The sequence below is a fragment of the Nocardioides sp. NPDC057772 genome (assembly GCF_042798075.1).
GTDB lineage: Bacteria > Actinomycetota > Actinomycetes > Propionibacteriales > Nocardioidaceae > Nocardioides.
In genome coordinates this window covers 54,105-79,220 of sequence record NZ_JBHVKN010000003.1, presented here as the reverse complement: position 1 = coordinate 79,220, position 25,116 = coordinate 54,105, and the positions used below count along the sequence as shown (strand labels likewise).

Genomic DNA, 25,116 nt, shown 5'->3' with positions numbered 1-25,116 from the left:
GGTGTAACACGCTGTTACACGAACTATCCGGTCGTTCTGGACGACCGGATAGTTCTACGAACGGCGTGTTACACCTCAAGCGGCCTGCACGGCACCCGGAACCTCCGCGCCCTCGGCGGGCGCCAGGGCGCCGCGTACGACATCCCTGACATCGCTCACCAGGTTGATCGTCAGCGCCTGCTTCACGTCGTCCGGCACCTCGTCCAGGTCGGGTTCGTTGCGCTGGGGCACGAAGACCTCGGTCAGGCCTGCCCGCTGGGCAGCGAGCAGCTTCTGCTTGAGGCCACCGATGGGCAGCACCCGGCCGGAGAGGGAGACCTCGCCGGTCATGCCGACCTCGCTGCGCACCGGGCGACCGGTCGCGAGCGAGGTGAGCGCGGTGACCATGGTGATGCCGGCGCTCGGGCCGTCCTTCGGGACCGCACCCGCCGGCACGTGGACGTGCAACGAGCGATCGAGCACGGCCGGGTCGACGCCCAGCTCGGCAGCGTGCGACCGGACGAAGGAGAGCGCGATCTGCGCGGACTCCTTCATCACGTCGCCGAGCTGACCGGTGATGTTCAGCCCGGTCTGCCCGTCGGACGCCGACGCCTCGATGAAGAGCACGTCACCGCCGAGTCCCGTGACGGCCAGCCCGGTCGCGACACCCGGGACCGACGTACGCTCCGCCGACTCCGGCGTGAACCGAGGCCGCCCGACGAGGTCCTTGAGGTTGTCCAGGTCGACCTCGACGTGCTCCGTGCCGGTGGCCAGCTTCGTCGCCGCCTTGCGCAACGCCTTGGCGATGAGCCGCTCGAGCTGGCGTACGCCCGCCTCGCGGGTGTAGTTGGCGGCCAGCTCACGCAGGGCGTCGTCGGCGACCGTGACCTCCGCAGGCGTCACCGCGGCGCGCTCGAGCTGCCGGGGCAGCAGGAAGTCGCGGGCGATGGCGACCTTGTCGTCCTCGGTGTAGCCGTCGATCGTGACCAGCTCCATCCGGTCCAGCAGCGCGCTCGGGATCTGCTCCACGACGTTGGCCGTGGCGATGAAGAGCACGTCGGAGAGGTCCAGGTCGAGCTCGAGGTAGTGGTCGCGGAAGGTGTGGTTCTGCGCGGGGTCGAGGACCTCGAGCAACGCCGCCGCCGGGTCGCCCCGGTAGTCGGAGCCGACCTTGTCGACCTCGTCGAGGAGCACGACCGGGTTCATCGAGCCGGCCTCCTTGATGGCCCGCACGATCCGGCCCGGAAGCGCGCCGACGTAGGTGCGCCGGTGGCCGCGGATCTCGGCCTCGTCACGCACACCACCCAGCGCCACCCGGACGAACTTGCGTCCGAGCGAGCGCGCGACCGACTCACCGAGCGAGGTCTTGCCGACCCCTGGCGGACCGGCGAGCAGCACCACGGCGCCCGAGCCACGTCCGCCGATCACCTGCAGCCCGCGTTCGGCGCGCCGGGCCCTGACGGCCAGGTACTCGACGATCCGGTCCTTGACCTCCTCGAGGCCGTGGTGGTCGGCGTCGAGGACCTCGCGCGCGGCGGTCACGTCGGTCGAGTCCTCCGTGACCACACCCCAGGGCAGCTCCAGCACGGTGTCGAGCCAGGTGCGGATCCAGGCGGTCTCGGGGTTCTGCTCGGAACCACGCTCGAGCTTGTCGACCTCGCGCAGCGCGGCCTCGCGTACGGCCTCGGGGAGATCAGCGGCCTCGACCCGGACCCGGTAGTCGTCGGACCCCTCGGGCTCGCCCTCGCCGAGCTCCTTGCGGATAGCGGCGAGCTGCTGGCGCAGGAGGAACTCCCGCTGCGTCTTCTCCATGCCCTCGCGTACGTCCTCGGCGATCTTGTCGCTGACCTCGGACTCGGCGATGTGGTCCTTGGCCCAGGCGATGACCTTCTCGAGCCGCTCGGCGACGTCCGGCGTCTCCAGCAGCTCACGCTTGGCCTCGTCGTCGAGGTAGGGCGCGTAACCGGCGGTGTCGGCGATCTCGGACGGATCGGTCAGCCGGTTGACCTGGTCGATGACCGGCCAGGCCTCGCGACGCTGCAGCACCGCGACGACCAGCCGCTTGTACTCCTCGGCCAGCTCCTTCGCGTGCTCCGTCGCCGTCTCGGTCGCGGGCTCGACCTCGACCCAGAGAGCGGCCCCCGGCCCGGTCACGCCCGAGCCGATCTTCGCCCGCCCGACGGCCCGCAGCACCGCCGCGGGCTCGCCGCCGCGGAAGCGGCCGACCCGCTCGATCGTGGCCACGGCGCCGTACGTCGCATACCGGTCCCCCAGCCGCGGCGCGACCAGCAGCCGGCTGTCCGAGCCGGCCCGGGCGGCGTCGATCGCCGCCTGCGAGGCCTCGTCGAGCTCGATCGGCACGACCATCCCCGGCAGGACCACGGCGTCCGAGACGAACAGCACAGGAAGCTTGTCCATGCGGACCCTCCTAGAAAAGTTGAGTGATACTGACTCAACTTCCGGGAGCAACCGGATGTTCCCTCCGGTTATTGTGTTCGCTGTCAGCGGACGGCGCGAGCTGTAACACGCTGTTACACCGACTATCCGGTCGTTCAGAACGACCGGATAGTCCAGCGAACGACGTGTTACACCGCCGCCGCGTCGTCAGCCAGCCGCCGCAACAACCCCAGCACACCCTCCGGCCCAGCCACCTCGAGGTCGGCCAACCCGGCGAGCGGACCACGGTCGGGGCCGGCGTGGGAGTAGACGAGCAGCGTCGGCGACCCGGTGGTCTTGCCCCACGCCTTGACCGCCTCGAACGCCTCGATGTCCCCCAGGTCGTCACCGCCGAAGAGGATCGCGCCGGGTGCGACCTCGTCGACCAGGGTGGAGATCGCGTGCCCCTTGTGCATGCCCGGGGCGCGCACCTCGATGACCTGCTTGCCGGGCTCGATCATCAGCCCGTGCACGGCCGCCAGCGACGTCAGCGGGGGCAGCAGACGCGCGGCGACTCCGTCGGGGTCGGGGAACCGGCGGGTGTGGACCCCGACGGCGAGGCCCTTCTCCTCGATATAGGCGTCCTGCGCTCCGTGCTCGGCGAGCACCGCCGGCAGCGCCGCCTCGAAGGCACCCAGCCCCTCAGGCGGTGGGGGGCCGGCGACCACCCGGTCCGAGCCGCTCCAGCGCTCGTTGCCGTACTGCCCGAAGACGTAGATCTCCTTCCCCATCTCCGCGAGGGCATCGGCGATCGCGGACAACCCGCCGAGCTCGACGACCTGCCCCGCGGGGCGCCCGGTGACGATGGCCAGGGCCTTCACCCGAGAAGCGAGCGCGATCAGCGCCTCGGCGGCGTCCGGGTGGATCCGGGCAGCGGCCGGGTCCTCGACGATCGGCGAGAGCGTCCCGTCGAAGTCGAGACCGACCAGGGTCTCGGCGGCAGCTGCCACGACCGCGGCGTACTTCTGCTCACCGGCAGTGTCATCCGGCTGGAGTTCGGCCATGCCTCAACTGTGACACGGCAACGACCTTCGAGCCGACCGGGATTGCGGGGCCGTGCGGCAGATCACACACCGCCAGGAACGGCCGGAACCCCTCAGAGGGTGCCGGTCAGCACGACCGTCAGCCGGTCGCCCTTCATCGACCCCTCCACCGACAGATGGGTGCGTTTGATGCCGAGGTCCTCGGCCAGCTGCTGACCCTCGCGCTTCATGCCCTGCGGGAAGTAGACGGTGTTCTCCGGGACGGAGCCCATCCAGTTGTCCTCACCGACGACGTTCCAGCCGACCGTGGTCGCCTTCGCCGCGACATCGCTGGCGAGGCCGGCGATATTGGACTGGTTGTAGACCTCGACGCTGACCTTGGCGCGATCGACGGGCGAAGGCTCGACCTTGGCCGGCTTCTTCTCCTCGGCCTTCGCCGCCTTCGGCGACGCGGACGCCGAGGCCGAAGGGCTGCCGCCGGCCTGGGTGATCTTCTCGTCCCGGCCGTCCTTGTCGCCTCCGGTGATCCAGAAGACGATCACCGCAGCGACGACGGCCACCACGCTCAGCGCGATGACAGGTGTCGGGAGCGCGACGCCACGCTCCCCCTTCGAAGGACGTACGCTGGCGGTCATTCAGACCTCGAAGCCCAGCCGTCTCGCCGAGCGCTGACGCTGCCGGGCCGCGCGGAGCCGTCGCAGGCGGCGCACGAGCAGCGGGTCGGCCTCGAGGGCCTCCGGCTTGTCGATCAGCGCGTTGAGCACCTGGTAGTAACGGGTGGCGGACATGTTGAACGCCTCGCGCACGGCGGCTTCCTTGGCTCCGGCGTACTTCCACCACTGCCGCTCGAAGTCAAGGATCTGCTTGTCGCGCTCGCTGAGGCTCGCCGGGTCCTCGCCTGGGCCTGTGACCTGCACGTTGACAGCGCTCATTCCTCGTCCCCCGGTGTCGTCTGCATCTGAGCACACCCTAACGCGCCGAACTACACGGCTGTGGTTCACCCTCCGGCGTGTTACTCGACAGGTATTCACGATCGGGCCCTGAAATCGCGAGTGGAACGACGCCGCACAGAACTTGGCCCCGGTCCATTAGAGTCGGGGATGTGCAGGCTGACCTGGTAATCGTGGCCAATCGGCTCCCCGTCGACCGTGTGGAGATGCCCGACGGCACGAAGGCGTGGCGACGCTCCCCAGGAGGCCTGGTCAGCGCTCTCGAACCGGTCCTTCGGGCCAACGAAGGCGTCTGGATCGGCTGGCCGGGCGGCACCGACGAGGACCTCGAGCCGTTCGAGGACGACGGCCTCCACCTGCTGCCGATGACGATGAGCGCCCAGGACATCGAGGAGCACTACGAGGGCTTCTCCAACGGCACCCTGTGGCCGCTCTACCACGACGTCGTGGCCAAGCCGGAGTTCCACCGCGAGTGGTGGGACGGCTATCAGCGGGTCAACAAGAGGTTCGCCGAGAAGTGCGCCGAGGTGGCCGCCAAGGGCGCCACCGTCTGGGTCCAGGACTACCAGCTGCAGCTGGTCCCGCAGATGCTGCGCGAGCTCCGCCCCGACCTGCGCATCGGCTTCTACCTGCACATCCCGTTCCCGCCCGCCGAGCTCTTCCAGCAGGTCCCGTGGCGAAGACAGCTGCTCGAGGGCCTGCTCGGTGCCGACCTGGTCGGCTTCCAGCTCCCCCAGGCGGCCCAGAACTTCGTCCGCCTCGTCCGCCAGCGGGTCGGCCACAAGACCCACCGTGATCTGGTCTATCTCCCCGACGGACGCACCGTGCACGCCGCCGCCTTCCCGATCTCGATCGACTTCGTCGGCTTCGACGAGATGGCCCACGACGAGAGCGTCAACCAGCGCGCCAAGGAGATCCGCCAGCAGCTCGGCGACCCGAAGAAGATCATGCTCGGCGTCGACCGCCTCGACTACACCAAGGGCATCTACGCCCGGCTGCGCGCCTTCGGCGAGCTGCTCCGCGACACCAAGCTCGACGTCGAGGACGTGATCTTCGTCCAGGTCGCGGTGCCCTCTCGCGAGCGCGTCGAGCAATACCGCAAGCTCCGCGACGACATCGACCGCCTGGTCGGCCGGCTCAACGGCGACCTGGGCCGTATCGGCCGCCCGGCGATCTCCTACCTCCACACGAGTCTCCCCCGCGCCGAGATGGCCGCCCTCTACCGCGCCGCCGACATCATGGTCGTCACCCCCTACCGCGACGGCATGAACCTGGTCGCGAAGGAGTACGTCGCCTGCCGCTACGAGGACGACGGCGCCCTGGTGCTCTCCGAGTTCGCCGGCGCGGCCGAGGAGCTGCGCCAGGCTTGGCTCGTCAACCCCTACGACATCAACGGGATGAAGGCCGCGCTCCTGGAGGCCTACGAGGCCGAGCCGAAGGAGCTCACCCGCCGGATGAGGGCGATGCGCAAACAGGTGGCCGCCAGGGACGTACGCCACTGGGCCGACACCTTCCTCGAGGAGCTCGCCGCGGTGCCGGGCAACCACAACAAGAGCGTGCTTCCGCCCAACAGCCACTGACGGCGACGCAGGTGGCTAGAGTCGACGCGTGACCACCAACTCTGACCCGATCAGGTGGGGAATTCTCGGCACCGGCCGGATCGCCCACTCCCTTGCCACCGATCTCATGCTCGTCCCCGACGGACAGCTCGTCGCGGTGGGCTCGCGGAGCAAGGAGTCCGCAGAGACGTTCGCGAAGGTGTACGCCGCCGACGGCCCGGTCCGCGCGCACGGCTCCTACGAGGAGCTGGCCGCCGACGAGGACATCGATGTCGTCTACGTCGCCTCCCCCCACTCCCACCACCTCGAGCACGCCACCCTCGTGCTCAACGCGGGCAAGCACGTGCTGTGCGAGAAGGCGCTGACGCTCAACGCCGCCGACTCGCAGACGATGGTCGACCTGGCCACCTCCAAGAAGCTGTTCCTCATGGAAGCCATGTGGATGGCGACCAACCCGATCATCCGGCGCCTCGTCGCCGACGTGAGGTCGGGCCGCTTCGGGGTCCCCCGCCACGTACACGCCGAGCTCGGCTTCGTCGCTGACCCGGAGAAGCACCAGCGGCTCCTCGACCCAGCCCTCGGGGCGAGCGCGCTGCTCGACATGGGCATCTACCCGCTCACCTTCGCCCACCTGCTCTTCGGTGAGGCCCGCTCGCTGACCGCTCAGGCCAACATCGGCACCGGCGCCGACGGCGGCACCTTCGACCTCGACCTGGTGATGACCGGGAAGTACGCCGGCAACGAGCTCTCCACGATGGTCTGCTCGGTCACCTCCTACTCCTCCCGCTCGGCCGCGATCGCCACCGACCAGGGCCGCATCGAGCTCACCGACTTCCACCACCCGTCCTCGGCGGTCTTCAAGCCCGCCGACGGCAGCGAGCCCGTGGAGATCGTCGGCGACGAGCCCGTCATCGGTGCTGCGTACGGCAACGAGATCGCGGAGGTGCAGCGGTGCCTGCGCGAGGGGCTCCTGGAATCCCCGCTGGTGCCTCACAGCCAGACGCTCAGCCTGATGCGTCAGATGGACCTGATCCGCCAATCGGTCGGCGCCAAGTACGCCACCGAGTAAGGGGCAGTTCGGAGCATTCCTCACCGTTGTGGGCTCGGCACGGTTACGATCCGTCCGGCCCACGACGGAGGAGCCCTGCCATGACCAGCCTCGATAACGCGCCGCAAGGGTCGGTGCGAACACCGGGGTCGCCGCGGCGTCTCGCCAACGCTGCGATCCTGCTGGCGTGCGGATGGCTGGTCCTGGACGTCGTTTCGCTGACGCTCGCGTTCCCCCTTGCGGAGTGGTATCGGACGTACGCATCGATGCCGGACGTGAGGGCGGCACACGCGTTGCTCGACCAGCCGATGACGGCTTGGGACAACTACCACTGGGTCGATCCGGCGCGGTTCATCCTGATGGTTGCGACGCTCGTGGTCGTGTCCTCTTGGATCGAGCGGAGCAGTCAGGTCATCGAGCCGCCGTATGTGTCGGGCCTGTCCTGGGCGGCGTGGGTCGTGCCCATCGTCAACTTCTGGCGGCCGTTCCAGCTTGTTCGTGGGCTCTTCACCGCGTCGACGGGCCGTCGGAGCTGGATCCTTCCGGCCTGGTGGACGGTCTGGATCGCGCGCTTTCTGTTGAGCACCCACATCCAGATCGATGTCGACCTCGTCTATGGCTCAGCAGGGGTCGAGCGCGCAGACCGGACCTTGATCTTCGGCCACATCGGGTTGGTGATTCTCACCGGTGTCGGGTTGCTTCTCTGGATCCAGATCATCCGCTCCATCAGCGCGACGCAGCTTCCTGCGAAGGCAGACGCAGCGGCAGACCGTGCCTAGGGGCACACCTCTGGTGGCCGACGCGTCTGACGTCTCCTCAGGCGGTGTTCGGCTTCTCGTTGAACGTGCGGTGCGGGTGCAGGATATCGAGCAGCTCGCTGGTGACGTCGGCGCCGAGGGCACCCCAGTGGTCCTTGTAACCGTAGACGCCGGCGAGGGTGCGTGACTCGTAGTCGCCGTTCATGACCTCGATGTCGTGAGGCGTGATCAGACCGGGGTGAGCGACGCCGACGGCGGCGGACACCTTGGTCAGCTCCCGGCGCAGCGTGCGGAGGTAGCTGGCGCAGCGGTCACCCTTGTCCTGCGGGTCGAGGCCACCGGAGAGCCACTTGCTCTGGGTCGCGACGCCCGTCGGGCAGGTGTCGTCGTGGCACTTCTGCGCCTGGATGCAGCCGATCGACATCATCGCCTCGCGGCCGACGTTGATCATGTCTGCTCCGAGCGCGAAGGCGACGGCGGCATTCTCCGGCAGACCGAGCTTGGCCGAGCCGATGAAGGTGATCGAGTCGGTCAGGCCGAGCTCGGCGAAGGTGCCGTAGACCCGGGAGAATCCGATACGGTAAGGCATCGCGACCGCGTCCGAGAAGATCAGCGGTGCGGCGCCGGTGCCGCCCTCGCCGCCGTCGACGGTGATGAAGTCGACGCCCCGCTCCCCCGACCGCATCCGAGCGGCGAGCTCACGCCAGAACCCCATCTCACCGACCGCCGACTTGATGCCGACCGGCAGCCCGGTCTCGGCGGCGATCAGCTCGACGAAGTCGAGCATCGAGTCGACGTCGGTGAAGGCGGAGTGTCGAGACGGCGAGGCGCAGTCCTTGCCGACCTCGATGCCCCGGATCTCGGCGATCTCCGGGGTCACCTTGGCCGCCGGCAGCAGACCGCCGAGGCCCGGCTTGGCACCCTGGGAGAGCTTGATCTCGATCGCCTTGACCGGCGCGGTGGCCACCCGTTCTTTCAACCGCTGGAGGGAGAAGCTGCCGTCGGCGTTCCGGCAGCCGAAGTACGCCGTGCCGATCTGCATCACCAGGTCCGCACCACCCTCGAGGTGGTAGGGCGAGATGCCGCCCTCGCCGGTGTTGTGCATGGCGCCGGCCTTGAACGCGCCCCGGTTGAGCGCCGTGATCGCCGGCCCGGACAGCGAGCCGAACGACATCGCCGAGACGTTGACGACCGACTCCGGACGGAACGCCTTCGCACGCCCGCGCGAACCTCCCAGCACCTTCGCCGAGGGCAGCTTGGCGGCCGGGTCGTGGTCGTCGGGAAGGCTGTCGGCGAACGTACGGTGCTTGATGTGGATGTGGCCCTGCGTGTGCTCGACGTCGTTGTCGGTGCCGAAGCCGAAGTAGTTGTTCTCCTCCTTGGCCGAGGCGTACACCCAGCGCCGCTGATCACGGCTGAACGGCCGCTCCTCATCGTTACCGGTGACGATGTACTGCCGCAACTCCGGCCCGATCTTCTCCATCAGGTAGCGGGCGTGCCCGATCACCGGGAAGTTCCGCAGGATCGCGTGCTTGCGCTGGGTCAGGTCGCGCGCGGCGACCAGGCCGGCGGCGACCGCCGCTCCCCCGAGGAGGGTCGTCATCTTCATGTACGTCTTCCTACCGGCCCGCCACGGCGTTGTAAACGTCCGTGGCGGTGTCGGCGGGCGTCGCTCAGGCGAACTCGGGCATGACCTTCGACTCGAAGAGCTCGATCGAGGAGCGGTCGTAGGCGGCGTCGCCGAAGTAGGTGATGGCGTACGTCATCCCCAGCTCCTCCATCGACTTCAGCTTCTCCACGATCTGCTCCGGCGTGCCGACCAGACCCTGGCTGCCGCTGCGGCGCGCGTGCTCCGCACCGGCGGCCTCCCCGAGCGACTTGGTGAGGTGATCGGCGTACCAGTCGATCTTGTCCTGGGCGTCCTTCTCGGTCTCACCGATGAAGACGTTGTAGTTGGAGGAGCGGGTGATCTCGGCGAAGTCGCGGCCGAGCTTGTCGCAGTGGCCGCGCAGGATCTCCGACTTCGCCTGGAACGTCTCCGGGTCGCCGGCGAAGTTGGTGTAGTCGGCGTACTGCGCGGCGACCTTCAGGGTCACCTTCTCGCCACCGCCGGCGATCCACAGCGGAATCCCGGAACGGCCCTTCTGGATCGGCAGCGGCTGACAGATGGCGCCGTCGACCTGGTAGTACTTCCCGTCCAGCGACGAGACGCCCTTGGTCCAGGCCTGCTGGAAGATCTGGACGCCCTCGCGGAGCATCCCGAGCCGGTCGCGCGCCTCCGGGAAGCCGTAGCCGTAGGCCCGCCACTCGTGCTCGTACCAGCCCGCGCCGATGCCCATCTCGATCCGGCCGCCGCTGACGTGGTCGGCGGTCGCGGCGACCTTCGCCAGGTAGGCGGGGTTGCGGTAGGACATGCAGGAGCACATCTGGCCGAGGCGCACCCGTGAGGTGACCGCGCCCAGGCCGGCCATCAGCGTCCAGGCCTCGTGCGTCGCCTGGTCGGAGGGCTCCGGGGTCGTGTGGAAGTGGTCGTAGACCCAGACCGACTCCCAGCTCCCGGCATCGGCGTGGAGAGCCAGGTCCTTCATCGTGGTCCACTGGTCGGCGGGGTCGATGCCGACGAGGTCAAAGCGCCATCCCTGCGGGATGAAGAGTCCGAACTTCATACACCACAACCTATCCAGGGTCCCTGGGCGTGGCGAACGATATGTTGAGGGAGTGAGCGCACTCGCCGGACTCGTGGACAAGGGCCTGATGGCTGCCGACTGGGCCGAGGCGCTGGCGCCGGCCGAGCCGCAGATCGAGCAGATGGGCCGCTTCCTGCGCGAGGAGCTGGCCGCCAGGCGTCCCTACCTCCCCGACGGCGACCGGATCTTCAACGCCTTCCGGCGACCGCTGCGGGACGTACGCGTCCTGATCGTCGGCCAGGACCCCTACCCGACCATCGGGCATCCGATCGGGCTCAGCTTCGCGGTCGAGAAGGACGTACGTCCCCTGCCCGCGTCACTGCGCAACATCTATGCCGAGCTGGCCACCGACCTCGACCTGAAGATGCCTGAGCACGGCGACCTGTCGGCCTGGGCCGACCGCGGGGTGATGCTGCTCAACACCTCGCTGACGGTACGACCCGGTGCTCCCGCCTCGCACTCGAAGAAGGGCTGGGAGGAGGTCACCGGGCGAGCGATCGACGTCCTCGGCCGCCGCGGCGGGCCGCTGGTGGCGATCCTGTGGGGCCGACACGCGCAGAACCTCGAGCCGCGGCTCAACGGCGTGCCCGCGATCAAGTCCGTCCACCCCTCGCCGCTCTCCGCACGCCGCGGCTTCTTCGGCTCCCGGCCGTTCTCCCGCGCGAACGCTCTCCTGATCGAACAGGGCGGTTCCCCGATCGACTGGTCACTTCCCGACTAGGATCGGCCCATCGGCGCATCGGCGCATCGGCCGATCGGCGCGGTGAACGGGGGCCACATGGGCGAGAACACCACCGAACCGACGCTGTCGGTGCCACGATCGCTCAAGATCGCCGGCACCATCGTCGTCGCCCTGCTCGCGGTCTGCGCCGCGGTCCTCGGCGGCCGGCTCCTGCTCGACCTGACCGGTCCCCCGGAATACCCCGCGACCGACGTACGCGACTGGTCGACCTTCGCCGATCACCTCGTCCTCGGCACGGCCGGGGCGGAGGATCGGCTCGAGGTCACGACGGTCCTGTGGAGCCGGCAGGGAGCCCATCCGATCGGCCGCCGGATCACCGTCGAGGCCGAGATGACCGAGGGCGAGGCGTACGCTGTTCCGGTGGCCTGGCTCGACGGCGGCGACGGGCACTGGGTCGCGCTCGCACCCGAGGCTGTCCTCCCTCTCGAAGGCGGGCGGATCACCGACGGCGGGGGCACCTGGGCCGACGAGCACACCGGGGAGCCGGCTCGCGCGCTGGCGACCGAGCTCTACGAGACCGGGCCCTACCCGGCCGCCGTCCCCCATCTCTACGAGAGCCTCGAGCAGCGGCTCGCCGCTGTTGACCGGTAGGTAAGATTTCAACCGTGAGCCAGGATTCTCCCACGCGGCCCCAGCGCGCCAACTGGCTTCGGGCCGGCATTTGGTCACTCGGATTCGTCGCCCTGCTGTGGGTACTCGAGGCAACCGACTACATCAGCGGCCACCAGCTCGACACGCTCGGCATCCAGCCGCGCACCGATGCCGGCCTGCTCGGCATCGTGTTCGCCCCGGTGCTCCACTTCGGCTGGGCCCACCTCTACGGCAACACCCTGCCCGCGCTCATCCTCGGCTTCCTGGTGCTGGCCTCGGGTGTCGGTCGCGGGATCGTGGCGACCCTCGTCATCTGGGTGGTCGGCGGCGTCGGTGTCTGGCTGATGTCGCCCCCGGGCAGCATCACCGCCGGCACCTCGATGCTGATCTTCGGCTGGCTGGTCTACGTCATCATGCGCGGGCTGTTCAGCCACAGCGCGGTGCAGATCGTGATCGGCATCCTCGCGTTCCTCGGCTACGGCGGACTCCTGCTCGGCGTGCTTCCTGGGCAGACCGGCGTCTCCTGGCAGGGCCACCTCTTCGGCGCCATCGGTGGCGCGCTGGCAGCCTGGCTGCTCAACGACCCGCCCCAGAAACAGGCCCAGAAGAAGGCCCAGAAGAAGGCCGCCTGAGCCGACTGTTGGAGACTGGGGCCATGCAGATCCTCTCCATCCAGTCGCACGTGGCCTTCGGCTACGTCGGCAACTCGGCGGCCGTCTTCCCGATCCAACGCCTCGGCCACGAGGTCTGGCCGGTCCTCACGGTCAACTTCTCCAACCACACCGGCTACGGCGCCTGGCGCGGGCCGGTCGTGGCCGCCGACCAGGTCGCCGAGGTCATCGAGGGGATCTCCGAGCGCGACGGTCTCTCCACCGTCTCCGCGGTGCTGTCCGGCTATCAGGGCGACCCTGCTGTCGGCGCGATCGTGCTGGACGCCGTCCGCCGGGTGAAGGCGCTCAACCCGCGCGCCCTCTACTGCTGCGACCCCGTGATGGGCGACGTCGGGCGCGGGATGTTCGTCCGTGAGGGCATCCCGGAGTTCATGCGCGACGAGGTCGTGCCCGCCGCCGACGTGATCACGCCCAACCACTTCGAGCTCAACTTCCTGGCCGGCCTCGAGTCCACCGACACGTTGCAGGAGGTGCTCGCCGCGGTCGACATCGTCCGCGAGTCCGGTCCCTCGAACGTGCTCGTGACCTCGGTGATCACCAAGGACCCGACCCACCTCGACCTGGTCGCGGTCTCCGACGAGGGCGCCTGGTCGGTCACCACTCCCCTGCTCCCGATCTCCCCCAACGGCGGCGGCGACGTCACTGCGGCGGTCTACCTCTCCCACCTGCTCTCGACCGGCTCCACCCCGGCCGCCCTCGGCCGCACCGCGAACACCCTCTTCGCCATCCTCGACCGGACGCTGAAGTCGGGCCGCCGTGAGCTCGAGCTCGTCGCCTCCCAGGACGACATCGCCAACCCGCCGACGACGTACGAGGTCACTCAGCTCCGCTGATCAGTAGGACTTGCCGTCGGCGTACCGCTGCCGCCGCCAGGCCCTGCCGCTCCCCCGGTTCTTGGCCTTGTACGTCGGGAGCTGGCTGTCGCAGTTCGGGCACAGGAGCCGCAGGTTCTCGCGCTTGTTGTTCGACGCATCGCCGTCGATGTGATCGAGCACGAACTCGAGCTCCAGACCGTTCCACTCGGCGGGGATGGCGCAGATCGCGCAGAGGCCATCCTGCTGCTGGAGCACGTAGTCGCGAATGTAGTGACGACGCTTGCTCTGGGCCTTGCCGATACCTGTCGCCAGCCACTCCTCGACCATGCGTTTCTGCTTGACCTGCATCTGGCAGGCGTTGCTGCAATAGATCTTCTGGTGGCGCTCGGTCAGCTCTCGACCGCACCCCAAGCATCGGCTCACGGCCATGACCGTATGGCCGACCACCGACATTTCTGGGAGCCGGTGACAGGAGTCGAACCCGCGACATTTCGCTTACAAGGCGAACGCTCTACCAACTGAGCTACACCGGCATGCCGTACGTCTCCACGACGGCGGGACAATCGTAGCCAGTCCACGGCCCGAGTACGCATCCGGCGTGTCGTCCTGCCTTGCAAAGCGCGCCGAGGCAACCCTCGACGACCCGCACGTGACCAGCATCTGAGAAGGTTTCCCTTCATCCGAGTGACGGATCGATGAAGGGAAGACGGATGACGGACATCTTGGGCGCTGTCAACGGCGTCGTATGGAGCAACTGGCTCGTGTATCTGTGTCTCGCTGCGGGGGTGTACTTCTCCGTGCGGTCACGGTTCCTCCAGGTGCGACACTTTCCGGAGATGATCCGGCTCCTCGTGCGCGGCCAGAAGTCGTCCTCCGGGGTCTCCTCGTTCCAGGCGCTCGCGATGTCGCTGGCCGGGCGCGTGGGCACGGGTAACATCGCCGGTGTCGCCACCGCGATCGCCTTCGGCGGCCCGGGAGCGATGTTCTGGATGTGGGCTGTCGCGTTCCTCGGCGCCTCGACCTCCTTCGTGGAGAGCACGCTCGGCCAGGTCTACAAGACCCGCGACCCGCTCACCGGTGAGTACCGCGGCGGTCCGGCCTACTACTTCAGCCGAGCCTTCGCCCACACCCGGGCCAGCAAGTTCTTCACTATCTACGGGTTCGTCTTCGCGGCCGTGACCGTGCTCGCGTGCGGCGTACTCCTTCCCGGCGTCCAGGCGAACTCGATGAGCGCCGGCATGACCAACGCCTGGGGTGTCCCGACCTGGGGCGTCGCGATCGCGACGGTCATCGTGTTCGCGTTCGTGGTGGTCGGCGGCGTCAAGCGCATCGCGTCCTTCGCGACCCTCGTGGTGCCGTTCATGGCCGTGGCCTACGTCGTCGTCGCCATGGTCGTCGTGTTCGTCAACTCGGACCAGATCCCCGGGGTCATCAGCGATGTCGTGTCGAGCGCCTTCGGTCTCCACTCCACCTTCGGCGCCGTGCTCGGTCTGGCCGTGATGTGGGGCGTCAAGCGGGGTGTCTACTCCAACGAGGCCGGGCAGGGCACCGGCCCGCACGCCGCAGCCGCAGCCGAGGTCTCGCACCCGGCCAAGCAGGGCCTGGTGCAGGCCTTCGCCGTGTACGTCGACACCCTGTTCGTCTGCTCGGCGACGGGCTTCCTGATCCTGTCCACCGGCGCCTATCGCGTCTTCGAGGGCGGCAGTGAGAGCGGCGACGTGCTCGCGGACGGCGGTGTGCTGGCCGCCGGCACCGAGGTCGGCCCCGCCTACACGCAGTCGGCCTTCGACACCGTGTTCCCCGGGGTCGGCGCCTCCTTCATCGCCGTCTCGCTGGCCTTCTTCTGCTTCACGACGATGGTCGCCTACTACTACATGGCCGAGACCAACCTGCGCTTCATCGTCGGCCGCTTCGCCACCGTTCGGATCGGCGGGCAGCGCGGGGTCTCCCTCGGGCGGATCACCACGCTGGCCCTGCAGGCCATCATCCTGGTCGCGTCGGCGTACGGGTGCGTGTCGACGGCCAGCGACGCCTGGACGCTCGGTGACATCGGCGTGGGCCTGATGGCCTGGCTCAACATCCTCGGGATCCTCGTCCTCCAGCAGCCGGCCTTCGCGGCTCTCCGGGACTACGAGCGGCAGAAGAAGCAGGGCATCGACCCGGTCTTCGACCCGCGGGCGCTCGGCATCACCGGAGCCACCTACTGGGAGACCTACGAGCCGGAGCGCGAGCGGGTCTAGGGGGTCGCCTCACTCGCTCCCACCTGGCTGTCCAGCGGGACGTACTCGTGGGCGGTGAGGGCGCCGTTGGTCTCCAGCTCCACCGACTGGAGACCGACGGGCCGGCCGTCGGCGTAGGTGATCAGGGTGACCTCGGCGGTGCGACGGATCTTGCCCATCGCGAAGGCGTACGCGGCCCCACCCGTGGTGCCGTTGGTGTAGGTCCAGCCCACGTTGCCGTTCTCGCCGGTCACCTCGCTCGGTCCCAGGTGTACGTGGCGGTGGCCTCCGACGACGAGCGTCGCACAGCCGCGGCGCAGGGTCTCGCGCCCCAGGGACGGGTCGTGGACGAGAAGGGTCGCGACCGGCTTGCCCTCCTCCATCGAGTCGCAGGCGATGTCGGCCAGCTTCGAACCGGCCTCGGCGAAGCTGACGTCCTTCTCGTCGACCCAGTTGCCGAGCCCGCTGGTGCGCGGGTCGGGGACACCGAGCAGCGTGGAGCCGCCGGGACCGTCGACCACCTCGCCGTCGAGGACGGTCCAGCCCTTCTCGGCCAGGTAGCTGCCGACGGTGGGGCCGTGGTCGTGGTTGCCGGTGACCGCCCACTTGTCCAGGCCGTCGCTCGCGTCGGTGAGCGAGTCGAGGGAGAAGGTCTCCCAGTCCGACCCGGTGGAGGTGTCGTCGCCGCCGTCGAGGATGCCGGTCGCACCACCCTCGTCGGCGATCGCCCGCACCACCGCGTCCATGCCGACGTTGTCGTGGCGGTCGGAGACGAGAACTGCCACCGTCTCGTTCTCGGCCGGCTCGCGCAGCTCCAGGTCCGGCACCTTCTCCACGACCTTCTCGTAGAAGGTGCGGCTGGAGTTGTAGGTGTCGACGGCGCTGGCCACCAGCCTCCGGGTCTGGTTGGCGTAGGCGTCGCCGCGGACCTCCACCTCGGTCAGCTCCTCGGGTAAGGGGATCTCCGGGCCGAGGAAGTCGGCCAGCGGGGTCCAGTCGCCCGCGACCGGTCCGGCCTCCTTGTCCGCGGCTGGCGCTCCGGGCTCGCCCCAGGGCTGCCAGATCGCGACCGCGAGCACCGCGACCGTCACCACGCCGACGCCCGCCGTGGTCAGCCCGTGTCGCGTGCGGACCGCCTCCGTCATACGTCTGCGCAGGTCAGCACGGCGTTCGGCGCCCGGAAGCCACCACAGCAGCACTCCCCCGGCGACGAGCGCCAACGAGACCGCGGAGCCGCGGAGGACGGCCGCGCCGAGCATCGACTCGACCTGCTCCACCACGACGGCACGCTGACCGTCGGGCGCCGAGCCCAGCACCGCGTAGCGCTCGAAGAGCTCGTCCATCGACCTCAGCTCGGTCTTCCCGAGGGTGACGTCGACGCCGACCGGCCCGGCCACGTCCAGACGTACGTCAGGCAGGACCGGCCCGGTGTGGATGATCGCCTTCCCCGACAGCGTCGGGCGCAGGACCGAGTCGTGACCGGCCAGGACCACCTGGCGTTCGCTGGACAGGAAGAGCCACGCGCTCAGCGCCGTGGCGAGCACGAGCCACAGCACGCCTAGCCCCGCCCAGACGGCGAGGCCACGAAGCAGGCTGCGGCGGGAGATCAGCGGCGCGCCTCCGCGACGGCGTAGAGCACGACCGACGCGGCGACGCCGGCATTGAGGGACTCCACCGAGTTGGCCATCGGGATCGAGACTATCTGGTCGCAGGTCTCCTGGACCAGGCGGGAGAGCCCGCCCCCCTCGGCACCGACGACGACCACCAGCGGCCCGTCGGCGAGGCCGTCGGGAGCACCCAGCTCGGGCAGCGTGATGTCGCCTTCCATGTCGAGCCCGACGACCATGCAGCCGGCGTCCTGGTAGGCCTTGAGCTGCCGGGTCAGGTTGACCGTCTGGGCGACCGGGATGCGGGACGCGGCGCCGGCGCTCGTCTTCCAGGCGGCGGCGGTCATCCCGGCCGCACGGCGCTCCGGGATCACCACGCCGTGGGCACCGAAGGCCGCGGCCGAACGCACGATGGCGCCCAGGTTGCGCGGGTCGGTCACCTGGTCGAGGGCGACGATCAGCGGCTTCTCGCCGATCTCGGTCGCGCGGTCGATCAGGTCGTCGGCGTGGGCGTACTCGTAGGCGGGGATGCGCGCCGCGAGGCCCTGGTGGCCGTTGAAGCCGGTCAGCCGGTCGAGCTCGACCTTGGTCACCTCGAGCAGCGAGATGCCCTTCTCGGAGGCGAGCAGGAACGCCTCGCGCAGCCGCCCGTCACGCTCGGCCCCCTCGGCGACGTAGATCCCGTTGACCGGTACGTCCTCGCGCAGTGCCTCCACCACGGAGTTGCGTCCGATGATCCACTCGGCGTCGCCCGCCGCCCGCTTGCGCGGGCCCTTGTTGGCCCGCTGCTCGGCGGCCTGGGCCGCCTTGTGGGCCTTGTGGTAGGGCCGGTCCTTCGCCTTCGGCGTAGGGCCCTTGCCCTCGAGCCCGCGGCGACGGTTGCCGCCGGACCCGACCTGGGCACCCTTCTTCTTCCCCTTCGCGATCGCACCGCGACGCTGGGAGTTGCCTGCCATCAGTTAACGCTCCATTTCGGACCCTCAGGGGTGTCCTCGATCTCGATCCCGGCGTCCTTGAGCCGGTCTCGCAGGGCATCGGCCCGGGCCCAGTCCTTGGCCGCGCGTGCCTCGGCGCGCTCGTCCAGTACCCCGCGGACCAGTACGTCAAGCGCGCCGGTCAGCTTCTCGTCGGCACCGCTCTCCGGACCCCACGAGGGGTCGGCGGGGTCGAGACCGAGGATGTCCAGCATCGCGCGGACGCTCGCGGCGACCCCGCGCAGCGCCGGACTGTCGCCGTCGGCGAGCAACTTGTTGCCTTCGCGGACGACCTCGTGCAGGGCAGCCACGGCGGCGGGGGTGCCGAGGTCGTCGTCCATCGCGTTGACGAAGTCGGCGCACGGGACACCGTCGTCCGAGATCTCGCCGATCACGGACGTCGCCCGGTCCAGGAAGCCCTCGATCCGCTGGAAACCGGCAGCCGCCTCGTCGAGCGCCTCGAAGGAGAACTCGACGTGGGACCGGTAGTGGGCGGCGACCAGGTAGTAGCGCAGCTCGATGCCGCGAACCTTCTTCAGGACCTCGGGGATCACCAGCGAGTTGCCCAGCGACTTCGACATCTTCTCGCCGGAGGTGGTGATCCAGGCATTGTGGAGCCAGTAGCTCGCGAACGGCCGGCCGGCAGCGCGCGACTGCGCCTGCTCGTTCTCGTGGTGCGGGAAGCGCAGGTCGAGGCCACCACCGTGGAAGTCGAAGGCGGGACCGAGGTATTTGCCGGCCATCGCCGAGCACTCGATGTGCCAGCCGGGACGTCCCAGCCCCCAGGGCGAGGGCCACGAGGCGGTCTCCGGCTCGGAGACCTTCCGCCCCTTCCACAGCGCGAAGTCGCGCGGGTCGCGCTTGCCCCGCGGGTCGGCGTCGGCGGCGGCCTCCATGTCGTCGACCTTCTGCCCCGACAGCTCGCCGTAGGCGGGCCAGGAGCGGACGTCGAAGTAGACGTCGGCCGAGCCGTCCTCGGCGGCGTAGGCGTGACCCTTCGCGATCAGCTCCTCGATGAGCGCGATGATCTCCGGGATGTGGCCGGTGGCCAGCGGCTCGTAGGTCGGCCGGGCGACGTTGAGCGAGGCGTAGGCGGCGTCGAGCTCGCGGTGCATCTCGTAGCCGAGGTTGTACCAGGGGCGGCCCTGGTCGGCCGACTTCGCCAGGATCTTGTCGTCGATGTCGGTGACGTTGCGGATGAACGTGGTCTCGTAGCCCGACGCGCGCAGCCAGCGCTGCAGGACGTCGAAGTTCACCCCGCTCCGCACGTGGCCCACGTGCGGCTCGCTCTGCACGGTCAGACCACAGACGTAGAGCGACGCCTTGCCGGGCTGCAAGGGGGTGAAGTCACGTACTTCACGGGTCGCCGAGTCGTAGAGCCTGAGTGCCATGCCCCAAGTCTAGGGACGTAGCCGGTGAGTTCAGGATTCGCGACGCACGACGAGAGCTGTCGCGATCGCGGCGACACCTTCGCCTCGGCCGGTGAGCCCGAGACCGTCGGAGGTCGTCGCCGTCACCGTGACCGGCGCGCCGGCCGCCGCGGACAGCGCCTGGTTGGCCTCGTCCCGGCGCGGACCGATCTTGGGCCGGTTGCCGATCACCTGGACCGCGACGTTGCCGATCTCGAAACCGGCCTCGCGGACCCGGCGCGCGGCCTCCGCGAGCAGGACCACCCCGGCCGCACCGGCCCACTCGGGCTCGGAGGTGCCGAAGTTCGACCCGAGGTCACCCAGTCCCGCGGCGGAGAAGAGCGCGTCGCAGCAGGCGTGGGCCGCGACGTCGCCGTCGGAGTGACCGGCGAGGCCCTGTGACTCGTCGGGGAAGGCGAGCCCGGCCACATGCATCGGGACGCCGTCGGCAAGGCTGTGTACGTCGGTCCCGATGCCGACCAGAGGAAGCTGCACGCCCCGCAGTCTCCCAGATCGGGCTCAGACCGCCTTGCGGTGCCCGACGTGGATGATCCCGTCGACGACCCGGACCTCGTAGGCCGGGATGGACACGTGCGCGTCGTCCAGGCACTGCCCGGTACGCAGGTCGAAGCCGTGACGGTGAGCGGGCGAGGCCACGAACGGCACCCCGTCGCGGACCCCGACGATGCCCTTGGCGATCACCGACGCCTTGGCGAACGGGTCGTGGTTGCCCAGCGCGTAGACGACGTCGTCGGGCATCCGGAAGATCGCGATGGCCTGCCCGTGGACCAGTGCCGTGGCGCCGCGCTTCACCTCGAGCGCGTCGACCGGGCAGACGGGCTGCCACTCTCGGTGGTCGTCCCGCTGCGCGTGAGCACTCATGACGTCGCCGGCCCGAGCCGCTTCGTCGACATTCGTCGGGTCCTCCCTTCGGTGGATCTGAACGCTATGGGGCGTCGTGGTCACCTCCTGTTTCGCTGTGTTACGGGTGCGTAAACACCAGCGCCCAGCCCCTCCGCCGTCTTCTCCGCCGAACGGATAACCTCCTGGGGTGCCCGCCGCTCTCGTACTCCTGGCCGCCGGATCCGGCACCCGCGTCGGAGCCGCCACCAACAAGGTGCTGCTCCCCCTCGACGGGTCCGAAGATCCGGCCTCCTCAGCTCTCGGACTCTCGCTCCGGACCGCCCTCGAGGTGCCCGACGTCCACCGCCTGGTCCTGGTCGTACGCAGCGGCGACGAGGAGGCGGTCGCCGCCGTGGCGCAGCCCCTGCTGGGCGAGCGCGAGGTCGCGATGGTCGCCGGCGGCACCACCCGGCACGCCTCCGAGCAGGCCGCGCTCGGGGTGCTCCGTGCCGACATCGAGGCCGGGGACGTCGACGTGGTCGCGATCCACGACACCGCCCGGCCGCTGACCGCACCCGAGCTCTACGCAGCAGTCATCGGCGTCGCCCGTGAGCACGGGGGCGCCATCCCGGCCGCGCCGCTCACCCACCTCTCGACGAGGGACCTCCAGCCGGTGGACGGTGCCCTCGTCGGCGTACAGACCCCGCAGGCGTTCCGGGCGGCCGAGCTCTTGGCCGCCTACGCCCAGGCCGCGGCGGACGGTTTCGACGGCACCGACACCGGCGCGACGTTGGAGCGCTATGCGTCCGACGTACGCATCGTGGCCGTGCCCAGCTCGCCGCTGAATCTCAAGGTGACCTTCGCCGACGATCTGCGGGCGGCCGAGGCGCTGCTCGGCTGACAGGTCAGCTGCGCGAGAGCGCCTCCAGCAGACGTACGTCGTCCGGCGACGTCACCCGGCGACCGACCGGCGGCGCCTCGACCGAGACGACCGGGAACCGGCGCGCCAGGACTCCCGCGATCTGGGCGAAGTCGCCGGAGGGCCAGGCGTCGAGCGAGGCGACCACGGACGGCGGAAGCACGATCGGTGAGGCGACCGAGACGAGCGCGGACCGGTCGATGGTCTCGCCGAGCACCGGCACGCCGTCCTGGGCGGTGAGCTTCTTGACCGTGTCCGTGACCGGGCGTACGCCGACGACGACCGCCTCGCGGGCGACCGCGGTCGTGACGCAGTGGGCGATGAAGGCCGGCGGGGTCATCGGGCACAGCGAGTCGTGGAGGACCAGCGGCTCCTCGGCAGCGACGATGGCGTCCCACGAGGTGGTGAAGTCGACGGGGGTCACTCCGGACTCCCCGAGAGACCAGGTGGCGGCGGCGACCAGCGCCTCACCGTGGATCAGCGCGAACGGCAGCGAGCCTCGCTCGTCGTCGGCCACCGTCCCGAGCGCCGGCGGAACCTCGGCGGTCTCGTCGATCTCGTCGTAGTCGGCGTAAGGATCCTCCATGGGAGTCACCGTAGCCACCTCAGAACGCGAAACAGGCCCCGGGATCACCCGGAGCCTGTAACGCAGACCGAAACCAGCGTCAGCTGGCCAGCACCTCGTCGAGGAGGACTTCAGCCTTGTCTTCGTTGGTGTGCTCGCACAGCGCGAGCTCCGAAACCAGGATCTGGCGTGCCTTGGCGAGCATGCGCTTCTCCCCGGCGGAGAGGCCACGGTCACGCTCACGGCGCCACAGATCACGCACGACCTCCGCGACCTTCATGACGTCGCCGCTGTGCAGCTTCTCCAGGTTTGCCTTGTAACGACGCGACCAGTTGGTCGGCTCTTCGACGTGCTCCGCACGAAGCACCTCGAAGACTCGATCAAGCCCGTCCTTGTCTACGACATCTCGAACTCCGACGAGCTCGAGGTTGTTGGCCGGAACACGCACCACGAGGTCCTGCTGAGCGATGATGCGGAGGACCAGATACTGCCGCTCCTCGCCCTTGATGGTGCGCATCTCGATGTCTTCGATGACGGCCGCGCCATGGTTCGGGTATACGACGGTCTCGCCGACGGTGAAAGTCATATTTTTAGGTACCCCTTCCTAGGGCCATAAGTCTACCACGGATCTTAGAATTCGGATTCCGCGTTTCTGCAGGTCAGGGCATTAATCTGGGGTTGACAGATTGACAAGTTGTGTGGTTCCGCGCGCGCAGGCCGGTGAAGAGTGGCAGCATGGCTGATTTCGAAACGGGGCCGAAATCTCGTCGTAGCCAGCCTGTTGTCCTGCGCGTGTCGGCGCAGTGCCCGATACTGCCGCCATGGCGAATGCATCGCAGAGCGCCCCCAAGACCATCTTCACCGTGTCGCCGCACGCCCAGGATCAGGACCCGGAGACGACCGAAGCGAGGTCGGGCGGCGAGCTTGCTCGTCCGTCCGCGCCGAGCGAGGGAGTGAGCGAGCGCAGCGAGCAGGAGACGCAGCCCAGCGCGTCGGCCGTTCCTGACACCCCGGCGAGCAGCCAGAGCGTCATGGACAAGATCGGCAACTGGGCCCCGTTCCTCCTCATCCGCTCCACCCATCCCCGTCAGGCGGTGCTGACCGCCATCGGCCTCTCGGTCGCCGCGGTCCTCGCCGGGTTGACGACCCGCGAGGTCATCCTGATCGCGGTCACCGTGCTCGTCGGCCAGGCCGTGCTCGGTTGGCACAACGACCTCGTCGACCAGGGGGTCGACCGTCGTCACGAGCGCGAGGGCAAGCCGATCTCCGACGGCCGCCTCGAGTCCGGTGGTGTCTGGTTCGCGCTGTGCTGCGGCGTACTCCTCGTCATTCCGCTCTCGGTCACCTCGGGCACCGTCGCGGGACTGTTCTACCTGGGTTCCCTGGTGATCGGGATGCTCGCCAACGTACTGCTGCGCAAGGGTCTGTTCTCCTGGGTCCTGTGGGCGGCCGCCTTCGCCTGCTACCCCGGATACATCTCGTACGCCGGTTGGGCCGGTGAGTCCGCCGGTGGGCCGCCGCACTGGGCGATGGTCGCGCTCGCCGCGGCGCTCGGTGTCGGCGTGCACTTCCTGACCGCATTGTGGGGCCTGGTCGCCGACAACGAGGACGGCTGGACCTACCTGCCGCTCAAGGCCGGGCTGAAGCTCGGGGCCGGCAAGCTGCTCGTCGTCACCCTCGTCTACATCGCGGTCGTGGTCGGCGGGATGCTGTACGTCGCGAGCGTCGTCGGGCTGCGTGCGTGACCCTTTTCCGAGATCAGCGGATCGGGCGGCTAGAGTGTCGCGCGTGACGACCAAGGTTATGCAGAAGCGGCTCGCGGTGACGGGTGCCCTCGTGGCCCTCACCCTGCCCGCGCTCACCGCCTGCAGCAGCTTCGACTACGCGACCGACCGGCCCAACGAGATCGTCCACGGCGGCTCGACGCTCGACGGTGCCATCCGGATCAACGCAGCTCGTATCGTGACCGCGCAGGAAGGCTCCGGCATCCTGGTCGGCACTTTCTCGCTCGACCCGGCGATCAACCCGGCCGTCGCCGGGGAGGCGCTGCCGTCGGTCACCTCGATCGCCACCGGGTCAGAGGCCAGCAGGACGGTCACGCCCGAGTCGTTCACCCCGATCGAGCTGCCCACCGCCGGCATCATCAACCTGGCCGACCCGGCCAACGGCGGCATCGCGGTCACCGGCGACTTCAAGCCCGGCGACAGCATCCCGATGACCTTCACCTTCTCCGACGGCGACGAGCGGACCATCTCGGTCCCGGTCGTCACCCAGTGCGGCCCGTACGCCGAGGTCGTCGCCGCGGCCGACGAGACCTCGAAGCCCGCGAAGAAGGGCAAGAACGCCGAGGACCCGGCGTCCGAGGGCGCTGCCACCGGCGAGGAGGCCTCGACCCTGCCGGCCGAGACCGCGACCGAGGACGAGCACGCCACCGAGGAGGAGCACGCCACCGAGGGCGAGCACGCCACGGAGACGGAGGCCGGCGCCGAGGGTGAGACCGAGGCGCACGGTGAGTCCACCGGCACCATCTCCGAGGACCCCTACTCGTGCGAGTTCCCCCCGGCCGCCCTCGCCGGCGCCGAGGAAGCCCACTGATGACCTACAAGCTCGTCCTTCTGCGTCACGGCGAGAGCGAGTGGAACGCACTCAACCTCTCCACCGGCTGGGTCGACGTCGACCTCACCGACAAGGGCCGGGCCGAGGCCCTCAACGGCGGCAGGCTGCTGGCCGAGGCCGGGATCCTTCCCGACCTGGTCCACACCAGCCTGCTGCGTCGAGCGATCAACACCGCCAACATCGCTCTGGACACCGCCGAGCGCCACTGGATCCCGGTGCGGCGCGACTGGCGCCTCAACGAGCGCCACTACGGCGCCCTGCAGGGCAAGAACAAGTCCGAGACGCTGAAGAAGTTCGGCGAGGAGCAGTTCCAGCTGTGGCGTCGTTCCTACGACGTCCCGCCCCCGCCGATCGAGGCCGACTCCGAGTTCTCCCAGGCCGGCGACGCCCGCTACGCCGACATCGAGGTGCCCGCGACCGAGTGCCTCAAGGACGTCGTCGCCCGGATGATCCCCTACTGGGAGTCGGCGATCGTGCCCGACCTCCAGGCCGGCAAGACCGTCCTGGTCACCGCCCACGGCAACAGCCTGCGCGCACTGGTCAAGCACCTCGACAGCATCTCCGACACCGACATCGCCAAGCTCAACATCCCCACGGCCCAGCCGCTGGTCTACGAGCTCGACGAGTCGCTGAAGCCGGTCGTCACCGGCGGCACCTACCTCGACCCCGAGGCCGCGGCCGCCGCGGCTGAGGCAGTCGCCAACCAGGGCAAGCAGTAGGTACTTGACGGGCACTTCGTGGGCTT

The 25,116-nt window shown here is 69.3% G+C and carries 26 protein-coding genes and 1 tRNA gene; 12 read left to right on the top strand and 15 right to left on the bottom strand.

Annotated features, from left to right (window positions below; genetic code table 11):
• Positions 1 to 75 precede the first annotated feature (75 nt).
• The 4 genes from lon to ACFVJS_RS01385 all read right to left on the bottom strand — a co-directional run bounded on the left by lon (position 76) and on the right by ACFVJS_RS01385 (position 4,330).
• Entirely contained in the window at positions 76 to 2,397 is a 2,322-nt protein-coding gene (lon, locus tag ACFVJS_RS01400; RefSeq protein ID WP_378876678.1) for an endopeptidase La, read from the bottom strand.
• 167 nt (positions 2,398 to 2,564) lie between these two features.
• Positions 2,565 to 3,419 carry a trehalose-phosphatase gene (gene otsB / locus ACFVJS_RS01395; RefSeq protein ID WP_378876676.1) on the bottom strand — a complete coding sequence of 285 codons (855 nt, stop codon included), beginning with the start codon at positions 3,417 to 3,419 and terminating at the stop codon, positions 2,565 to 2,567.
• A 92-nt stretch (positions 3,420 to 3,511) separates the two neighbouring features.
• Positions 3,512 to 4,033 (bottom strand): LytR C-terminal domain-containing protein, encoded by a 522-nt coding sequence (locus tag ACFVJS_RS01390; protein ID WP_378876674.1) that lies wholly within the window; start codon positions 4,031 to 4,033, stop codon positions 3,512 to 3,514.
• Positions 4,034 to 4,330 (bottom strand): DUF3263 domain-containing protein, encoded by a 297-nt coding sequence (locus tag ACFVJS_RS01385; protein ID WP_091046051.1) that lies wholly within the window; start codon positions 4,328 to 4,330, stop codon positions 4,034 to 4,036.
• Between the two features lie 155 nt (positions 4,331 to 4,485).
• Between ACFVJS_RS01385 and ACFVJS_RS01380 the strand changes: the two genes are divergently transcribed.
• The 3 genes from ACFVJS_RS01380 (at position 4,486) to ACFVJS_RS01370 (ending at position 7,734) form a co-directional block, all read left to right on the top strand.
• Positions 4,486 to 5,928, top strand: a complete 1,443-nt coding sequence (locus ACFVJS_RS01380; RefSeq protein WP_378876701.1) for a trehalose-6-phosphate synthase — start codon at positions 4,486 to 4,488, stop codon at positions 5,926 to 5,928.
• Positions 5,929 to 5,956: 28 nt separating this feature from the next.
• A complete protein-coding gene (locus tag ACFVJS_RS01375; protein ID WP_378876672.1) occupies positions 5,957 to 6,976 on the top strand; it encodes a Gfo/Idh/MocA family protein in 1,020 nt (339 codons plus the stop codon).
• Positions 6,977 to 7,056: 80 nt separating this feature from the next.
• Complete coding sequence (locus ACFVJS_RS01370) at positions 7,057 to 7,734, top strand: DUF4328 domain-containing protein (RefSeq protein WP_378876670.1); 678 nt, start codon at positions 7,057 to 7,059, stop codon at positions 7,732 to 7,734.
• 37 nt (positions 7,735 to 7,771) lie between these two features.
• Here the strand turns inward: ACFVJS_RS01370 and ACFVJS_RS01365 are convergent, their stop codons facing one another.
• Together ACFVJS_RS01365 and ACFVJS_RS01360 are read right to left on the bottom strand one after the other, a co-directional pair.
• The gene (locus ACFVJS_RS01365) at positions 7,772 to 9,322 is read right to left on the bottom strand and encodes an FMN-binding glutamate synthase family protein (RefSeq protein WP_378876668.1); all 1,551 of its coding nucleotides are present in this window, start codon (positions 9,320 to 9,322) and stop codon (positions 7,772 to 7,774) included.
• A gap of 64 nt (positions 9,323 to 9,386) precedes the next feature.
• Positions 9,387 to 10,379, bottom strand: coding sequence for an LLM class F420-dependent oxidoreductase (locus tag ACFVJS_RS01360; RefSeq protein ID WP_378876666.1), 993 nt, complete (start codon positions 10,377 to 10,379; stop codon positions 9,387 to 9,389).
• Positions 10,380 to 10,467: 88 nt separating this feature from the next.
• Here ACFVJS_RS01360 and ACFVJS_RS01355 point away from each other — a divergent pair, with 88 nt between their 5' ends.
• From ACFVJS_RS01355 to pdxY, 4 genes are read left to right on the top strand one after another with little or no spacing between them, the layout of a single operon-like run.
• Positions 10,468 to 11,121, top strand: coding sequence for a uracil-DNA glycosylase (locus tag ACFVJS_RS01355; RefSeq protein WP_378876699.1), 654 nt, complete (start codon positions 10,468 to 10,470; stop codon positions 11,119 to 11,121).
• 57 nt (positions 11,122 to 11,178) lie between these two features.
• A complete protein-coding gene (locus tag ACFVJS_RS01350; RefSeq protein WP_378876664.1) occupies positions 11,179 to 11,733 on the top strand; it encodes a hypothetical protein in 555 nt (184 codons plus the stop codon).
• 14 nt (positions 11,734 to 11,747) lie between these two features.
• The gene (locus ACFVJS_RS01345) at positions 11,748 to 12,365 is read left to right on the top strand and encodes a rhomboid family intramembrane serine protease (RefSeq protein ID WP_378876662.1); all 618 of its coding nucleotides are present in this window, start codon (positions 11,748 to 11,750) and stop codon (positions 12,363 to 12,365) included.
• Between the two features lie 23 nt (positions 12,366 to 12,388).
• Entirely contained in the window at positions 12,389 to 13,237 is an 849-nt protein-coding gene (pdxY, locus tag ACFVJS_RS01340) for a pyridoxal kinase PdxY (RefSeq protein ID WP_378876660.1), read from the top strand.
• On the opposite strand, the gene ACFVJS_RS01335 is transcribed toward pdxY, so the two are convergent.
• Both ACFVJS_RS01335 and ACFVJS_RS01330 read right to left on the bottom strand, forming a co-directional pair.
• The gene (locus ACFVJS_RS01335) at positions 13,238 to 13,648 is read right to left on the bottom strand and encodes an HNH endonuclease (RefSeq protein WP_378876697.1); all 411 of its coding nucleotides are present in this window, start codon (positions 13,646 to 13,648) and stop codon (positions 13,238 to 13,240) included.
• 31 nt (positions 13,649 to 13,679) lie between these two features.
• Positions 13,680 to 13,752, bottom strand: a tRNA-Thr gene (locus ACFVJS_RS01330).
• A 177-nt stretch (positions 13,753 to 13,929) separates the two neighbouring features.
• On the opposite strand from ACFVJS_RS01330, the gene ACFVJS_RS01325 reads away from it, so the two are divergent.
• Complete coding sequence (locus tag ACFVJS_RS01325; RefSeq protein ID WP_378876658.1) at positions 13,930 to 15,459, top strand: alanine/glycine:cation symporter family protein; 1,530 nt, start codon at positions 13,930 to 13,932, stop codon at positions 15,457 to 15,459.
• On the opposite strand, the gene ACFVJS_RS01320 is transcribed toward ACFVJS_RS01325, so the two are convergent.
• Genes ACFVJS_RS01320 through nirD form a run of 5 tightly spaced genes read right to left on the bottom strand, consistent with a single transcriptional unit; the run spans position 15,456 to position 20,310 of the window.
• Positions 15,456 to 16,994: a metallophosphoesterase gene (locus ACFVJS_RS01320; protein WP_378876655.1), complete on the bottom strand. Its 1,539-nt coding sequence runs from the start codon at positions 16,992 to 16,994 to the stop codon at positions 15,456 to 15,458. The two genes, ACFVJS_RS01325 and ACFVJS_RS01320, sit on opposite strands and share 4 nt — an antisense overlap.
• A 50-nt stretch (positions 16,995 to 17,044) precedes the next feature.
• A complete protein-coding gene (gene rlmB, locus ACFVJS_RS01315; protein ID WP_378876653.1) occupies positions 17,045 to 18,001 on the bottom strand; it encodes a 23S rRNA (guanosine(2251)-2'-O)-methyltransferase RlmB in 957 nt (318 codons plus the stop codon).
• Entirely contained in the window at positions 18,001 to 19,410 is a 1,410-nt protein-coding gene (gene cysS, locus ACFVJS_RS01310; protein ID WP_378876651.1) for a cysteine--tRNA ligase, read from the bottom strand. Before cysS ends, rlmB begins: the two co-directional genes overlap by 1 nt.
• A gap of 30 nt (positions 19,411 to 19,440) precedes the next feature.
• The gene (ispF, locus tag ACFVJS_RS01305) at positions 19,441 to 19,923 is read right to left on the bottom strand and encodes a 2-C-methyl-D-erythritol 2,4-cyclodiphosphate synthase (RefSeq protein ID WP_378876649.1); all 483 of its coding nucleotides are present in this window, start codon (positions 19,921 to 19,923) and stop codon (positions 19,441 to 19,443) included.
• A 24-nt stretch (positions 19,924 to 19,947) separates the two neighbouring features.
• A complete protein-coding gene (nirD, locus tag ACFVJS_RS01300; RefSeq protein ID WP_378876647.1) occupies positions 19,948 to 20,310 on the bottom strand; it encodes a nitrite reductase small subunit NirD in 363 nt (120 codons plus the stop codon).
• 169 nt (positions 20,311 to 20,479) lie between these two features.
• On the opposite strand from nirD, the gene ACFVJS_RS01295 reads away from it, so the two are divergent.
• Positions 20,480 to 21,172: a 2-C-methyl-D-erythritol 4-phosphate cytidylyltransferase gene (locus ACFVJS_RS01295; protein WP_378876646.1), complete on the top strand. Its 693-nt coding sequence runs from the start codon at positions 20,480 to 20,482 to the stop codon at positions 21,170 to 21,172.
• 4 nt (positions 21,173 to 21,176) lie between these two features.
• Here ACFVJS_RS01295 and ACFVJS_RS01290 read toward each other — a convergent pair whose 3' ends face one another.
• Both ACFVJS_RS01290 and ACFVJS_RS01285 read right to left on the bottom strand, forming a co-directional pair.
• Positions 21,177 to 21,776, bottom strand: a complete 600-nt coding sequence (locus tag ACFVJS_RS01290; protein WP_378876644.1) for a 2-C-methyl-D-erythritol 4-phosphate cytidylyltransferase — start codon at positions 21,774 to 21,776, stop codon at positions 21,177 to 21,179.
• A gap of 79 nt (positions 21,777 to 21,855) precedes the next feature.
• Complete coding sequence (locus ACFVJS_RS01285) at positions 21,856 to 22,341, bottom strand: CarD family transcriptional regulator (RefSeq protein WP_008360791.1); 486 nt, start codon at positions 22,339 to 22,341, stop codon at positions 21,856 to 21,858.
• Positions 22,342 to 22,576: 235 nt separating this feature from the next.
• Between ACFVJS_RS01285 and ACFVJS_RS01280 the strand changes: the two genes are divergently transcribed.
• Genes ACFVJS_RS01280 through ACFVJS_RS01270 form a run of 3 tightly spaced genes read left to right on the top strand, consistent with a single transcriptional unit; the run spans position 22,577 to position 25,090 of the window.
• Positions 22,577 to 23,500 carry a UbiA family prenyltransferase gene (locus ACFVJS_RS01280; protein ID WP_378876642.1) on the top strand — a complete coding sequence of 308 codons (924 nt, stop codon included), beginning with the start codon at positions 22,577 to 22,579 and terminating at the stop codon, positions 23,498 to 23,500.
• Between the two features lie 43 nt (positions 23,501 to 23,543).
• Positions 23,544 to 24,350 (top strand): hypothetical protein, encoded by an 807-nt coding sequence (locus ACFVJS_RS01275; protein WP_378876640.1) that lies wholly within the window; start codon positions 23,544 to 23,546, stop codon positions 24,348 to 24,350.
• The gene (locus ACFVJS_RS01270; RefSeq protein ID WP_378876638.1) at positions 24,350 to 25,090 is read left to right on the top strand and encodes a phosphoglyceromutase; all 741 of its coding nucleotides are present in this window, start codon (positions 24,350 to 24,352) and stop codon (positions 25,088 to 25,090) included. The genes ACFVJS_RS01275 and ACFVJS_RS01270 overlap by 1 nt, the downstream gene beginning before the upstream one ends.
• Positions 25,091 to 25,116: the final 26 nt, after the last annotated feature.